This window comes from Bacillus methanolicus PB1 (assembly GCF_000262755.1).
Classification (GTDB): domain Bacteria; phylum Bacillota; class Bacilli; order Bacillales; family Cytobacillaceae; genus Bacillus_Z; species Bacillus_Z methanolicus.
The window spans coordinates 1,025,172-1,039,596 of sequence record NZ_AFEU01000001.1 but is presented as its reverse complement, the minus strand read 5'-3'; the positions used below and the strand labels follow the sequence as shown (position 1 = coordinate 1,039,596).

At 37.3% G+C, this 14,425-nt stretch carries 12 protein-coding genes and 4 pseudogenes; 8 read left to right on the top strand and 8 right to left on the bottom strand.

Annotation, left to right across the window (positions count from 1 at the left end):
• The first annotated feature begins 3 nt into the window (after positions 1-3).
• From PB1_RS04840 to PB1_RS04825, 4 genes are all read left to right on the top strand, one after another.
• A complete protein-coding gene (locus PB1_RS04840; RefSeq protein WP_003351107.1) occupies positions 4-2,139 on the top strand; it encodes a DEAD/DEAH box helicase in 2,136 nt (711 codons plus the stop codon).
• 373 nt (positions 2,140-2,512) lie between these two features.
• Positions 2,513-3,166, top strand: a complete 654-nt coding sequence (locus PB1_RS04835; RefSeq protein WP_003351106.1) for a hypothetical protein — start codon at positions 2,513-2,515, stop codon at positions 3,164-3,166.
• Positions 3,167-3,172: 6 nt separating this feature from the next.
• Positions 3,173-3,469, top strand: coding sequence for a hypothetical protein (locus PB1_RS04830; RefSeq protein WP_003351105.1), 297 nt, complete (start codon positions 3,173-3,175; stop codon positions 3,467-3,469).
• Positions 3,469-3,915 (top strand): protein-export chaperone SecB, encoded by a 447-nt coding sequence (locus PB1_RS04825; protein WP_003351104.1) that lies wholly within the window; start codon positions 3,469-3,471, stop codon positions 3,913-3,915. Before PB1_RS04830 ends, PB1_RS04825 begins: the two co-directional genes overlap by 1 nt.
• A 490-nt stretch (positions 3,916-4,405) precedes the next feature.
• Here PB1_RS04825 and PB1_RS04820 read toward each other — a convergent pair.
• A pseudogene (locus tag PB1_RS04820) lies at positions 4,406-4,936 on the bottom strand (IS256 family transposase); the annotation flags it as partial.
• A gap of 4 nt (positions 4,937-4,940) precedes the next feature.
• Here PB1_RS04820 and PB1_RS04815 point away from each other — a divergent pair.
• A pseudogene (locus tag PB1_RS04815) lies at positions 4,941-5,221 on the top strand (YxcD family protein).
• Between the two features lie 70 nt (positions 5,222-5,291).
• Positions 5,292-5,525 (top strand): helix-turn-helix domain-containing protein, encoded by a 234-nt coding sequence (locus PB1_RS18520; protein ID WP_155816393.1) that lies wholly within the window; start codon positions 5,292-5,294, stop codon positions 5,523-5,525.
• Positions 5,526-5,539: 14 nt separating this feature from the next.
• Here the strand turns inward: PB1_RS18520 and PB1_RS04810 are convergent, their stop codons facing one another.
• On the bottom strand, positions 5,540-6,112 hold the full coding sequence (locus tag PB1_RS04810) for a hypothetical protein (RefSeq protein WP_003351099.1): 573 nt from the start codon (positions 6,110-6,112) through the stop codon (positions 5,540-5,542).
• A gap of 680 nt (positions 6,113-6,792) precedes the next feature.
• Between PB1_RS04810 and PB1_RS04805 the strand changes: the two genes are divergently transcribed.
• A complete protein-coding gene (locus PB1_RS04805) occupies positions 6,793-7,692 on the top strand; it encodes an aldo/keto reductase (protein ID WP_003351098.1) in 900 nt (299 codons plus the stop codon).
• Between the two features lie 334 nt (positions 7,693-8,026).
• Here the strand turns inward: PB1_RS04805 and PB1_RS04800 are convergent, their stop codons facing one another.
• Positions 8,027-9,298 carry a hypothetical protein gene (locus PB1_RS04800; protein ID WP_003351096.1) on the bottom strand — a complete coding sequence of 424 codons (1,272 nt, stop codon included), beginning with the start codon at positions 9,296-9,298 and terminating at the stop codon, positions 8,027-8,029.
• Positions 9,299-9,477: 179 nt separating this feature from the next.
• On the opposite strand from PB1_RS04800, the pseudogene PB1_RS04795 reads away from it, so the two are divergent.
• Positions 9,478-10,398, top strand: a pseudogene (locus PB1_RS04795) (RNA-guided endonuclease TnpB family protein); the annotation flags it as partial.
• Between the two features lie 100 nt (positions 10,399-10,498).
• On the opposite strand, the gene PB1_RS04790 reads toward PB1_RS04795, so the two are convergent.
• From PB1_RS04790 to PB1_RS04770, 5 genes and pseudogenes are all read right to left on the bottom strand, one after another.
• A complete protein-coding gene (locus tag PB1_RS04790; protein WP_003351094.1) occupies positions 10,499-10,816 on the bottom strand; it encodes a DUF3892 domain-containing protein in 318 nt (105 codons plus the stop codon).
• Between the two features lie 148 nt (positions 10,817-10,964).
• A pseudogene (locus PB1_RS04785) lies at positions 10,965-11,228 on the bottom strand (IS21 family transposase); the annotation flags it as partial.
• Positions 11,229-11,442: 214 nt separating this feature from the next.
• The gene (locus PB1_RS04780; RefSeq protein WP_003351092.1) at positions 11,443-12,591 is read right to left on the bottom strand and encodes a M20 peptidase aminoacylase family protein; all 1,149 of its coding nucleotides are present in this window, start codon (positions 12,589-12,591) and stop codon (positions 11,443-11,445) included.
• The gene (locus PB1_RS04775) at positions 12,578-13,117 is read right to left on the bottom strand and encodes a GNAT family N-acetyltransferase (protein ID WP_003351090.1); all 540 of its coding nucleotides are present in this window, start codon (positions 13,115-13,117) and stop codon (positions 12,578-12,580) included. Before PB1_RS04775 ends, PB1_RS04780 begins: the two co-directional genes overlap by 14 nt.
• Positions 13,118-13,352: 235 nt before the next feature.
• The gene (locus tag PB1_RS04770) at positions 13,353-14,408 is read right to left on the bottom strand and encodes an LLM class flavin-dependent oxidoreductase (RefSeq protein ID WP_003351088.1); all 1,056 of its coding nucleotides are present in this window, start codon (positions 14,406-14,408) and stop codon (positions 13,353-13,355) included.
• Positions 14,409-14,425 lie beyond the last annotated feature (17 nt).

Below are 14,425 nucleotides of genomic sequence, written 5' to 3'. Positions count from 1 at the left end.
AGTTTGAGTCCGTTCCAACTATTATCAAAAAATATACAAAAGAAAATTTGGGATATGAAATGGGACAAATTTACTCCTATACAAGATAAAACAATCCCAGTTATTATCAACACTCAACAAGATGTGGTGATATCATCAGGAACTGCTTCAGGTAAAACGGAAGCTGCTTTTTTACCGATAATTTCATTGATTGAACAGGAAGTAGTTAACTCTTTAAAAGTATTATATGTTTCTCCACTAAAGGCGTTAATTAATAATCAGTTTGAACGGATTGAAAGATTGTGCGAGTATAGCCAAATTCCTATTTACCGTTGGCACGGGGATGTTGGTCAAAGTCAAAAGAAAAAATTTTTAAAACAGCCATCTGGTATATTACAAATTACCCCAGAGTCTATTGAAAGTTTATTTATTAATCGAACTGAACAAGTCAAACAAATCTTTCAAGATTTAGAATTTATTGTGATTGATGAAATCCATTCTTTTTTAGATAGTGAAAGAGGAGTACAATTACGTTCTTTGTTATCTCGGGTGGGGCGATATACAAACAAACAACCTCGTATGATTGGTTTATCAGCGACTATTGATAACTTTGAGTTTGTCAAAAGATGGGTCAACTATCAAAACCCGGACAAAGTAGCAGTTATTGAAACGAAAGGGCTCGACAAAGAACTTCTTTATCACCTTATGCATTTTACAACTGGAGAAGATCGAAAGAAACCAATTGAATTATTCGAAGATATGAGGGAATTAACTCGTCATCAAAAAGCGATTATTTTTTGCAACAGCAGAGGAAGCGTTGAGGAAACAACTGTTTTTTTGAATCGATTAGCCGAACGTGAAAATATGGGCGAAACGTATTTTGCTCACCATTCTTCTATTGATAAGAAGGAGCGGGAGTATGTAGAGAAAATAATGATGGAATCTAAACTTCCTAAAAGTGTTGTAGCGACGAGTTCACTTGAGTTAGGTATTGATATTGGCGATGTAGATATCGTAATACAATTAGATAGCACCTTTACCGTATCTTCTTTAAAGCAGCGATTAGGTCGTTCAGGAAGAAAAAAAGGCGCTAATCAAGTATTGCAGCTATATACCACCAATCAAGATAGTTTGATTCAATCATTAGCAGTTATGGAATTAATATTAGAAAAATGGATTGAACCTGCTTCGGGTTACTCTTTGCCATTAGATATTGCATTCCATCAAATCATTTCGATTTGTCAAGAAACTAATGGTATTTCTTATAGTGAACTATTAGAAAGGATCAAAACCAACCATATTTTTCATTCCTTAAACACTCTGGATGTCCAAAGTCTTATTAACTATATGATTGAAAGAGATTATTTAGAAGTCATAAAAGGAAGAAACGAATTAATTGTAGGCTTAGAAGGGGAACGTATTCTTCGAGATCGGGAATTTTATACCGTTTTTATGACACCTGAAGAATATGAAGTTTTAGAAGGTGTCAGAAAGATAGGTAAACTAGATAAACAATCTTTTTTAAACGTAGGAGATAATATTATTTTAGCTGGAAAATTATGGACTATTAACGATATTAATCCAAATAAAAACAAGGTCTATGTTTCAAAGGCGATCAATGGAAATCCACCACGTTACATGGGAAGTGGAGGAAAAATACACAGGAAAATCGGAGAAAAAATGATGGAGATTTTATGTTCCGATCAAGAATTCTCATACACAAATGAAGCGGCACTTGAAACACTACAAGATGCAAGAAAAAATTATCATCAATATTTTATCCAATCACAGGATAGAGTCATTTGGAAAATGAAAAACGAAATGATTTTTGAAACCTATACCGGAACTATTATCACACAAACATTATTTTGGATGCTTCGTTTATTTGAAGTTAATGTTAAATCTATTGACGGAGTTGGAAGAATCCGTATTGAAGGGACCTATGATATCCTCAGTATATTGGAACAAATTAAGAATAAAAACTGGGAGGCAAAAGAATTAATACCACATACATTAGAACATGAATTTTTTGTATCTAAATACTCTGTTTATTTAAAAAAAGACATGCAAGAAAAAATGCATATTGCTCATGAAATAAATATTCAAGAGACTTTAGAATATATAAACAAATTTCGATTTAAATTGATTAATTTGAGGTAAGCAATAGTAACATTTCATTTAAAGAAAAGAATTTTTTGCAATATTTAAAACTTAAGATTTGAAATAGTTGAAACCAATTGTTCACTTTGGTTGTGATGCTGTATATGATTATTCGGAAATGAAATATCCCCCTAATAATAGAGAACAAAGTGGTAAAGAATTGTTTGCATTAGATAGTGGGAGTGCCATTAGTTTATCGAGTCACCATGCATAAGTGTAACGAATGGCTTTTCTTAGATTAGGAGCCATTATCCTTAGACATTTACATTTATTAAGTTTAATGAAAAATTATATAAAATTGATTTGTTTTATGCCATAATTATGTATATAAATGTAAGAAGGCTACATAGGAGGACTTTGAGATTTTGGTACAATGTCAATAATTTCCCCATCAGACTTTCCTGTTTATTTATCTTTATTTCATGGCACGACCGAGAGCGTTGCGAAGGACATCGTTGCCCATAAGAATTTCAAAATTGGTGAATTTAGAGAAGATCATTGGCTTGGCCAAGGGGTCTATTTTTATAGAGAAGATTATAAACAAGCGCTTATTTGGGCACGATATAAAATAAAAAGAAAAAAGGAATTAAATGGAGAGAATGTAGCAGTTATCTATTCGAATACCATTATTAATAATAGCCAATTTTTGAACCTTGATACAAGAGAAGGGCTTAATTTTTTTAAATCTTTTTTAGAAGGATTAAAAGCATTCTCTGGAGAAAATAAAATAGAAATAAATATTGATGATGACCATCCAAAGAAAAAAGAACTTTTAATGTGTTTTTATTGCGATATGCTTCCCAAAGAAATTAAAGTTATACAAAGAACTTACCGTGTTGGATCTGGACATTTCGATTCAGATACTTTGTTGCAAGAAGTTGGGATGCATTTACATGGCATACAAGTATGCGTAAGGGATACAAGTGTGATTGATTATGAAAAAACAGGTATATGGTCAATAGCTAAAGCGCACAGTAAACCTTTAAAGAAAAAGAAAAAAAGAAAAATTTCTTTTGAGGAAGAGTGATGATCAATGAATTTTAATTTTAATTTTAATGAAAAAAATTTTATCGAAAGAGCAGCAAAGCTGGGGATAAAGGTCAAATTTAACTCTGATACCCCGGGAATGTTTTTTGTGTCAGGAAACGAAAAGAAAGCGGTTACATTCGAACGGCTTTTTCCTGAAGTCTTCAATGAATCGCTGGAAAACGAAGAGAGTTTTTCTTTACCTGGTTTAACCGTTGACGTTCAACCAAAAGAATCACATGTCAAAATAATAAAGAGCACTAACGTTTACATTGCAAATTCACAAATTATAGGAGCTGCATAATGGAGGGAGTATTGCAATTTAAGGATTATCATGTTTTAGAAACCCATTATATGTTTAATCCATTTTTGGATGAAGAAGAAGAACGGCTGAGTCCAAGATTTGAATATTCCTTAGATTTTCCGGAAGAAGAAAACAAAAAACTTGCTTTCATAAAATTAGGAATTACAATTGGAGACGAAAATTTAATTAAAAACTCCTTTTTTGTTTCGGCGACTATTTTGGGCGTTTTTTCAATTAAAAGTAAAGAAGAACTGGATGAAGAGGAAATTCACAGCTTTTACAAAATTAATGCTGTTGCCATTCTTTTCCCTTATTTAAGGTCTTTAGTATCAGATCTAACAGGAAAGGGAAGTGAACCTCCAATTATAATTCCAACAATTAACGTGGTTGAACTAATCAAAAAATATGAAGAAGAAAAACGAATAGAAAAAGAAGCACAAAAATAACAGTGCTTCTTTTTTCTATTTAATATCCTGAGTTTCGCATCCTTAATAAACAAGTTTTTCTTCCTAACAATTTCGTTTAATCACCTGTTATGGTAGGTGTAACCGTTAAACTATAATTAACATTTTTCGCTAAATAAGCATTAACACTTATTTACTGGTATATAGAATTTCTATCCTGTGATCAGCTGGCTTCCTTGGACATTTGGTTCAAAGGAAGCTTCTATCTACTCCTCTTACAATATGTCAAAAGAAGGATTAACCCACCTAAAAGTGCAAATAGGCAAAAAACGAAACCATTTCATGCATATTCTGTATATAATGATGCAGATGGCAGTGTCAGCCTTCTCGATAAAAACATCCGTAGCTTACACCTAGAAAATTCAGTCAAGTCCTTAATATTGTGTAAAATACTAATTACAAGGTTTTAGCCTAATTTTGCTTTTAGTATTCATTTAATTTGATTGGAAGGGGGTACCCCCTTCCAATCAAATTAAATTTCGTGCTCGCGTTGGACATTCTCATTATTCGTAAAAATGGTTTTTTTCTTGGCTTGATCCTCATCATAATCCATTAAGACAGCTCCAATCAGCCGATAGGCAGACTGCGTATTTGGAAATATGCGGATTACCCTTTCACGACGGCGAACTTCCTGATTTAATCGTTCCAGAGAGTTGGTGCTACGGATTAAGCGATGCCATTTTGCGGGCTGACTTAAATATTGGATGGCGTCTTCAAAGCCCTCATCTAATTTCTCCAGTGCCTTTTCAAGTTTCGGATTCTCTTCATAGCGCTTAAAGAACACATTGCGAAAGAAACGGGCATCTTCTACCGTTACGGCTTCGAATATCCTTTTTAAATCGACAATGACCTCTTCCATGCCTTTTCTTAGGCAATGCTTCGATGATATTTCGTTTGAAATGAACGGTACAACGCTGCCATGATGTTCCGATAAATTCCTTTTCTATCGCTTCTTTAATCCTTTATGGGCATCTGAAATCACCAGCTTGGGGGATTGAATTCCCTCCATGACGTTAATCATCACGGAACAGGATATCATTAATGCGGTCTGTATATACATTGCCGAAAAAAAGCAAATCAAGCCCCAAGAGGTTGAAGTGGAATTGATGTATGACGATGATTACGGTTTTTCAGCAGAGGTGTATGTTGCCGGCAGAAACAAGTACTTATTACACAGAATTTAATAGAGGCCCTTCGCGGATGGCTCGACCAAGTGCTGCACATGAATCCTTACTCCGGAATTGAGCTGGTACTTGACGATGATGAAGGGATTATTGCCCCACATTAAGGGTAATTAAAGTGAAAAGGTAAATTTCCTATTAAGTTAAGGAGATTTACCTTTTTTCCGGTTCTGAACCCTGAATTTTGCTGAAAAACAATCAATTCTTCATGTACTAAAGGTTTCAAGGGGAAATAAGCTGGAGGCAGCAAGGATGTTACAAATCATTAAAACGAGTTTTTATGAAAATGCAAAATGTATCATATCAAATAGCCAAACCGAATTGTTATATAGAATTATAAGCCTGTTTTCCTCAACAATTTTCGTTCCAAGAAGAAGTTCATTACTTAATATTTTTGTCGCAGTTTTTTAGTCGTAAACCCTTCATTATGGGGCACCAAGCACATACGTGATCAGGGAAAGTACCAATAAAATCCCCAAAATGATACTAGCCGTTATTGCCAATACTTTATTTTTGTGTTCGGTTCCCGACACTATGGAACGAAAATACAAAATAAATCCTATTGTAATCAGAATAGATTCCAACAAGATGCTAACTGCCGGGAATCTCCACAAACCAAAACCGAGCAATGGAAGATCCCAAAAATTTCCTGGTAATATTGGCAAGTCTGCACGATGCACCAATAGATCAAGGAGCCAATGACTAAAGACGACCAATGTAATTACGAAACCGCCCCGCTTTCCCCAAAAGCGTCCGGCCAAAAGTCCGGTGAAAAGCGCAAACAAGAATGCCCCCACAAGGGAATGCGAGTAGTCAGCGTGAATCAAAATTTCACCGTACCCATTTTCTGCTACAGGCACAATAGTCTCCACTCCGGACAAATAAAGAGGCACAAAAACCACATCAAGCAATTGCGTACTCAGCATCAGTGCCCAAAGCGGCGCCTCCGGCGACTTAGCTTTAACTGCTGCGGCCAGTCCAAAATGTCCTGCGAACATTTACTACACCCCATTTCTCTTAGATGAACGAATTTTTGCATCTAACCAACCGCATCCTACTGTAAAAAGAATCAAGAACAATAAAAAATTCAAGTTATCCCTCTCCTTCTTTCCATAATTGTTAAACTAATAATGTTAGTTTAATAATAACTAACATTATTAGTTTTTGCAAGTATAATTTTCCAATAAAGGCGTCATTATTTAGATGACGGCTTTTTTTAACATAACGAGTGCTGTGTTGCAGCGATTACTCTCGTCCGAAGTGGATTTACTCTCGTTCAATAGGTGTTTACTCTCGTTCGAAGATTTACAACAGAGTTCGAAAGCAAAGGTCATCAGCTATTAATCAGCAATTATAAAGTGGACGAAAGCGAGCCGATTGACCGAATTGTTTTGCGTCCATATGAGGCTCGGGTGTATTTATTAAAAAAATAGGAATGATTTTAAAAAATTGCAACTTTGCCGTAGCCTTTGTTTGAAAAAGGTTATGGCCTGTTTTTTTGTGAAAATGAGCAATTTTAAATGATTATAAACAGCGAAGCTTCATCACAAAATGAATTTATCTGTTCTTGCTTCAGAAGCAAGGAAAATTCCTTATTCATGTGGAAAATGTATAATAGAGTAAACTTTTCAGAAATGTCTGCGGTACTTCAATTTATAAAAGAAAGGGCAGATTGTTAATGAGTATATTCGATAAAATGAAAATAATGGAAATTAGAGAACGTCTTGAAAAACGCGTCGTGACATTGCCGGACGGCACTTCAGTTCCATGTTTAGGGCAAGGAACATGGAAGATGGGTGAAAATCATCAAACGAAAGATAAGGAAATCAAAGCATTGCAGCTCGGCATAGAGTTAGGCATGAAACTAATTGATACAGCGGAAATGTATGGAGAGGGCGGTGCTGAACGTATAGTAGGGGAAGCGATTAAAGGACGCAGGGATGAAGTATTTTTAGTCTCGAAAGTGTATCCGCATAATGCAGGATTAAACATGATTTCAAAAGCGTGCGAAAACAGTTTAAAACGGCTAGGGACGGACCATTTAGACTTATATCTTTTACACTGGAGAGGCCGGATTCCTTTAGAAGAAACAATTGAAGGCATGGAAAAGCTTCGGAAAGAAGGGAAAATTTTAAGATGGGGAGTCTCCAATTTTGATACGGATGATATGGAAGAGTTATGGAACGCTGATAGAGGACAAAATTGTACGACAAACCAAGTGTTATACCATCTAGGTTCTAGAGGAATTGATTTTGATCTGCTTCCTTGGCAGCGGGAGCATAACATGCCGATTATGGCTTATAGTCCAATTGCTCAAGGAGGCTCCTTAAGAAAACAATTATTAACGGATCCAATCGTCAATGAAATTGCAGAAAAATACAATGTAAAACCGCTGCAAATCGCACTTGCTTGGACGATACGAACGAATGATGTCATTTCCATTCCAAAAGCTGTGCAGGAACAACATGTGATTGAAAACGCTGAAGCTGCTTCGATTGAATTGACCGAAGAAGATTTGAACAGACTTGATGAGGCGTTTCCGAAACCTAATAAGAAAGTGCCTTTGGATATTATTTAAAAGTTTGGAACAAATTGAATGATTTTAGAGGGAAAGAAAGGTGAGATTCTAATTAAGTACGAACTAAAAACAAAAGAAACTGACAACAGTGTCATTGAGTTTATTGAAAATATCGAAAACTTTATTTGTTTATTAAAAAGATAAGAGCTTGTCCTACGACAAATATAAAAACGAGCATGTCTCAAAAGCCTAAGGGTCAGACCCCATAACACAATATATAGGACATAATGTTGGATAAATGTGCTATATATTGATAAATGCACATGGGGTCAGACCCTTATGAGATAGCCTAAATGTCATAATAAATACCAGAACTTTACCGAGATCGAAGAGTTTATATGTCCTCCAACTCTATTACATCACCGTTATTGGCAAGCACACCGTATTCACAATCCAATTTTCCACACAATACATATTTTTTCTGTTCGAAATCATAGACATATACAGGTTTTAATTCAATCTTTGTCTTGATTTTTTCAAAAGCTTCTTCTTTACGAATTGTGATATTTTCAGGTGAAGTGTATTGATGAAACATGTCTAAAAATAACTGATTGTCGATATAATTTGCAGCTTCAAAGGTATTTGTATCAATGAAAATCATTAGTTTTCTTTGGTATACCCGTAAGTCATTCAGCAAAGGTTTCAGTATCGCATTGATATACCCGTTGTCACGAAAAAGATAAGTAAGCTTCCATTTTCCAGAGTCATCTGGATATTGTTTCCGTAAAAAGTCTAAAACAGCTTCAATGCTTTTATCTTGATCTACCTTAGTAATCGGGAATGTATCAGGATGCGGCTCACGTGAGAGGGCCTGCTCGATCGTAATTGTTTCACTACTTAGGTTGATTTCGCGTCTTATAAACGGTTTTAAAATAGAATTATCCCAACTGAGGATTTTATCGATTTTTAAGTACGGCCTTACATCTGCAATTGGTTCAATTGGAATTGTTCCGGTTTTGTCGTTCTTTATATATATTTCTTCCAGTCCGTAAATAGGAATCCATTTTTCTTGTTTCGAAGAAGGAAACTCAAGTAGTTTAACTTGGTCTCTTGCGGTTTGTTCCAAATCTTTTAATGTAAGGGAAAACGTTTCTTCTTTAACCATCTCTTTGGAAGGAAAGAGTCCATTAACTGAAAAAAGGGTCAATCTTCCATTCTTGTCCAATTCAAAGTAAATATAGCCTGACGGTGAGACCGGAATACCATTGAAACATTCTTCGAAATGTATGTTTAATTCTTCTTGTTTCCAGATTGTGAACTGTTTGCCATATAACAGTCCTGTTTCTTTCTCAATCCAACGTATTATTTCATTGATATCGTTCTTATTAAACTTTAGTCCAACCGACAAGGATGTTCCACCAACAAAAATAATTCGTTTAAATCGACGACTGTTTATGTCTAAATCAATAACCGCTGTACCAACTGGATTGCAATTCTCATCTGTATGTTCTGATATATTGTTTGGATACCACTCCATTGACAACGTATAATTAGTACTATTTAATATATTTTTATCGCGATAGATATTAACCGTATGTAAGTGATAGTGTTCCAGACCAAATTTGTCTTTTGTGAAATCAACCAATTCCTTTACTTTTGCGTCCATTTCGGATTCCCACGCTCTCCTGTGATTTTACTTTAACATTATCACAGTATGTACATTTGCAGCCATATTAACAAGGGAGGTTCTGAATCAAAAAATGAAGAGCCTCATGCTCTTCATCTAATCAGTGCAGGAGACCTAGTCCTCAATAGAGCGGGGAGGAATGTGCTTCGGATGCGGTTCAAATGGCGCAGTCTGTAATGAAAACCGTGATCGCTCGTTACAAATCAGTGAAAACGAATGGTCACGATTGGGCAAAAATACGATTTAAGAAACCCGAATATGACCTTGTCTGGAATCGCGACTATTCTCTTACTAAAGGACTGTTTTCTATCAACACACTTAATGGCAGGGTTAAAGTGCCATTTGAAACGAAAGGTATGGAACAATATTTTGATGGTTCTTGGTCTTTTGGTACAGCGAAACTCGTCAACAAGTACGGCAAGTTCTTTTTGCATATCCCAATGACGAAGGAATTTCCAGAAATATCCGAACATACCGTCAGTAAAGTAGTTGGCGTCGATATGGGTATTAACTTTGTCGCGGTCAGTTATGACTCTAATGGAAAATCCTTGTTCTTCAACGGAAGATCCATCAAGGACAAGCGTTCGAAGTACAAGCACATGCGCAAGCAATTGCAACGATTGGGTACGGCTTCTGCTCGCCGAAAATTGAAGCGAATCGGACAAAAAGAAAACCGTTGGATGACGGACGTTAACCACTCCGTTAGTAAGGCACTCGTTGAACGATATGGAGCAAATACCCTGTTTGTTGTCGAAGACTTGACAGGTGTTCGTCATGCAACCGAACGTGTAAGAGTCAAAGACCGCTATGAAACTGTTTCTTGGGCATTCTATCAGCTGAGACAAATGATAGAGTACAAAGCTTGTATCGTCGGGTCCAAGGTAATTGCAGTTGACCCAAGCTTCACTTCTCAGACATGCCCGAAGTGCAGACATACCGAGAAGGCGAGCCGTAACAAGAAAAAGCATGTATTCTGTTGCAAAACGTGCGGATACACATCAAATGATGACCGTATAGGTGCTATGAATCTTCAGCGAAAAGGAATTGAGTACATTGCTGAAGTGACTGCACAAGCATGACTTGTGCAGTTGGGTAGCTGTCAACCTGCCTATAGTAACACCATGCTAAGGAAGGAGCCTTGCTGCGTTAGCACTTCCGGGTAGTTACAAGCCCCCACCTCTAAGCGCTAGCGTAGGTGGTGGGTTGTTGACCTAAGTTGTTTTCTTTGATTCCGTAAGGTTCGCTCCTTGATATGTCACGTCCGTATTTATGAAAGATGTCTACGTGTGCGAGTTTACCTGCTTTAGCATCTGAAAGTGCAGTAGGGTAATCGAACACCCTTCCTGAGCTAGTTTTAATAGCAATGATGTTCTCATCTTCGTTTTTCCTGACAGCAATAATTTCTTCCTTACCTGAATGGTCCGTTGGTTGTTCATTTTTAGCTTGTTGGGTTCCTTGTTGCTTATATTTTTCGTATGCATCTTCAAAATGATTCATAGTCTTTCCACCTCCATGATTTTATGGTAAACCATTATATGAGAGAATATGAATGTTAGAAAAAAATGTCTCATTTTATATAGTTTTGGAGAATATATTCCACTTCAGGTCCAACCAGTCGATAGTTGATCGGTACAATGACTACTTTTAGGCGATGAAAAACACGGATTCCGGTATGACGTTGTTTCTTTGGAGCTTTCATGTCCTCTTGAAGCCACTGATCGATAAGGGGTTTATAAGGATCTAATTTTGATCCTTTGTTTTTTTTCCGTTCTGAAGGAAGGGAATTATCATCTTCTTTATAGGCATATTTTTTAACAGTTTTAAAATCATGATTAGTCTCTCTGGCTATGGCTCGTAAAGAGAGTCCTTTATATTGATGCAAATACTTGATATGATGTTGTTGAATCATTGAAAGCATCCTTTCTTCCTCCTCTAACTGACATTTCTCGCCAATTAGAAGGTTAGTAGAGAAGAGGGGTGCTGGCAATGATTTTTTTCTTACTGCAGGATTTTTATTTTGCAATTTGCGCCATTTCTATTTTGCAATAAACAGGATTTTACCAAGAGAAAAAGGCTCATTTCCCGAAACATTTTGGGAAAAGAGCCTTTTTTATAGTTTACCGTTAACCAGATTGGTTGTATTCAACGAGCAGGTTTTTAGCGCTTTTGTATAAAAAATATGCTGCTTTAATGATTGCACTTTCATCGACGGTGAACGCTGGATGATGCCAATCTTCGTTGCCGTTTGTACCGAAAAAGGCAAATGTACCGGGAATTTTCTGCAAATAGTAGGAGAAATCTTCTCCGGCTGTTGATGGTTCTGGGTCAATGACTTGTAGTGACAAATTTCGAGCCGAGCGACGGGCTATTTCGGTCACATTCACATCATTGATGAGCGGAGGCGGTCCAGTAAACCAGCGAATGATAGATTCCTGAGAATAAGTCGCAGCAACATTCTCTACAACCTGATAAAACCGTTCTTTCACTTCTTCACGAACGACTGAATCGAACGTCCGAATTGTACCATCAATCGTTACATTGTCCGGAATAACATTCCATGTGCTGCCGCCTTCTATTTTCGTCACACTGATCACTGCGCTTTGAAAAGGAGATACATTCCGGCTGACAATCGTCTGAAGAGCCGTAATAAGCTGTGCGGAAGCAACAATAGGATCTTTTCCGTTATGTGGCAAGGCGGCATGTGCTCCTTTTCCGCGGATAACGACTTGAAAACGATCAACCGCTGCCATCAATGGACCACTTTTGAGCCCGACCGTTCCAACTGGCAAGTCCGGTTTGTTATGCAGACCAATTACCACATCTACGTCTTCAAGCTGGCCTTCTTTGATCACCTTATCCGCACCCCCGCCTGATTCCTCAGCAGGCTGAAACAGAAGCCGAATTGTTCCATTTAATTCACGTTGATGTTTTTTTAATAAATAGGCTGCGCCGATGACAGCAGCAGTATGAAAATCATGGCCGCAAGCATGCATCTTTCCTTTAACTTTTGAAGCAAACGGTAAATTTGTTTTTTCTTCAATAGGGAGAGCATCAATATCCGCGCGAATCGCAATCGTCGGACCGGGATTCTTTCCTTTTATGTCCGCAAAAACACCCGTTTTTAGTGAAGTTGCTCTAATATCAATGCCTTCTTTACGAAGCCACGCTTCGATCGATTTCGTCGTTTCGAACTCCTCTGTCGATAATTCTGGATATTGATGCAAATGGCGCCGGATTGCAATTAAGCGTGCTTCTAAATTAGATTGGCTCATAAATGGTCACCTTCGTTTTTATATCAAAACGGAAGCATTTCACTAATATATCATGATTATGAAAATCCTTAGATATATCTCTCTTAAATCCGAGCCATTCATACAGCTGTATTGCTTTTTGCATTTTATCACTCGAATGCAAGTATAAGTTTGCTGCACCTTTTGATTGAGCGTACCGGATACTTTCTTTCAACAATTTTTTCGCAATTCCGCGCCCTCTTGCTTTAGGATGAACAGCCAGCAGTCGAACAATCGGAGAAAAAATGTTTAGTTCAGGACGATCATATGCCTTTTCTGATGAATCAAACAGCTGAAGCGACCCTAGAATATCCTGGCCATTCTTGGCTACTAAAATACGATCTACATCAGGATTATCAACAGATTCGGCAATATTTCCTAAATATTCAGACCAAACTTCTTGATTTTGAAAATCCGGCTCATACTGTCGATAACTTTCAATTAAAAGCTGACGGACCAAATCTTTATCCTCTTCCAGCATGTCAAGTATCTGTATATGATTCGTCATGTCGCAATCCTTCCCTCCCTTATTAAAACGCTGTTTTTTGAAGCAAGCTGACAGGCAGTTCTCCTGAAATGCGCTTTAAATACTTTTGTGTTCTTTCTTCTTTTGGTTTTGTAAAAATTTCAATTGGAGAGCCTTTTTCTATTAAATAAGTAAGTTAAATCTATAAAAGTGAGAAGGGAATTCTATTTTTCCTTTGCTCCATAATTTAATTATTTATCTTTTGGTGAGTGAACATCTATGTTAACGTTGATTGTGTGTTTTCCCAAACGGTGCTAGGAATCTCGCGCCGCAGCACCGGTGCAACCTCAGTGGCGAATCGCTCTAGCTGCTCACGCTGCTCATACTCGCTTAACCCATCTACAGTAATACCTTGCACTTGATGTCCATAAGCTTCATAGTAATATAGAATCTTTTTAATTACTTGGTCAGCGCTGCCTACTAGTGCTGGGCCGTTCTTAACATCGTCTTCAAGGTCTTTAAAAGGCGATTGATTATGCTTCGCTGCTTCTGTATGATTATAAGCATCATAGTATGGACGATAGCGTTTGATTGCTTCCTCAGTCGTATTCGCTAAATACAAACCTCTAGCTCCAGAGCCGACGACTGCATTATCAGGGTCATGACCATAATATGCCAATCGCTCCCGATAGTGATCAATCAATTCTTTATATTTGGCTTGCTGATGAAATGTGTTCGATGAGAAAATTGGCTCTCCATATTTTGCAGCAAGTTCAGTAGAAATCTTACTTGACGCGCTTCCATGCCATACCGGAATCTGTTGTTGAAACGGTCTTGGATGAGTTGTTACATTGTTTAATGGTGGTCGATAGCGACCATTCCAAGTAACGTTTTCCTCATTCCATAAACGCTTGAGAAGTTCGTAACGTTCAGCTAGGGATTCCCATTGTTCCTCTTCAGTAATGCCAAAAAGTGGGTAGTGACGAGGGTCGTTGCCTTTACCAATTATTATTTCTAGACGTCCTCCTGAGAGATGATCGAGTGTTGCAAAGTCTTCAGCCACGCGTACAGGATCAAGTATGCTAAGAACTGTTACCGTGGTTAACAAGCGAATTTTTGAAGTTTTGGATGCGATTGCTGTTAGAATCACTGCCGGTGAGGAGGATAGGAATGGCGAGCCGTGCCGCTCGCCTACACCGTAGCCATCAAAACCAAGTTTTTCAGCAAGAATTGCCTGATTTATGACGTTTTGGATCTTTTCTTGCTCAGTAAATGTTTCCCCGGTTACAGGGTTCGGGAGATTGCTCATAAGGTTATATAAAACAAACTTCATTCTCAAAAACCTCCGTG

Coding starts and splice junctions, on each gene's coding strand:
- PB1_RS04775 (WP_003351090.1), bottom strand. CDS start 13,117: ATGACGAATCATATACAGATACTTGACATGCTGGAAGAGGATAAAGAT.
- PB1_RS04780 (WP_003351092.1), bottom strand. CDS start 12,591: ATGAGCCAATCTAATTTAGAAGCACGCTTAATTGCAATCCGGCGCCAT.
- PB1_RS04835 (WP_003351106.1), top strand. CDS start 2,513: ATGTCAATAATTTCCCCATCAGACTTTCCTGTTTATTTATCTTTATTT.
- PB1_RS04805 (WP_003351098.1), top strand. CDS start 6,793: ATGAGTATATTCGATAAAATGAAAATAATGGAAATTAGAGAACGTCTT.
- PB1_RS04825 (WP_003351104.1), top strand. CDS start 3,469: ATGGAGGGAGTATTGCAATTTAAGGATTATCATGTTTTAGAAACCCAT.
- PB1_RS04800 (WP_003351096.1), bottom strand. CDS start 9,298: ATGGACGCAAAAGTAAAGGAATTGGTTGATTTCACAAAAGACAAATTT.
- PB1_RS04810 (WP_003351099.1), bottom strand. CDS start 6,112: ATGTTCGCAGGACATTTTGGACTGGCCGCAGCAGTTAAAGCTAAGTCG.
- PB1_RS04790 (WP_003351094.1), bottom strand. CDS start 10,816: ATGAATCATTTTGAAGATGCATACGAAAAATATAAGCAACAAGGAACC.
- PB1_RS04770 (WP_003351088.1), bottom strand. CDS start 14,408: ATGAAGTTTGTTTTATATAACCTTATGAGCAATCTCCCGAACCCTGTA.
- PB1_RS04830 (WP_003351105.1), top strand. CDS start 3,173: ATGAATTTTAATTTTAATTTTAATGAAAAAAATTTTATCGAAAGAGCA.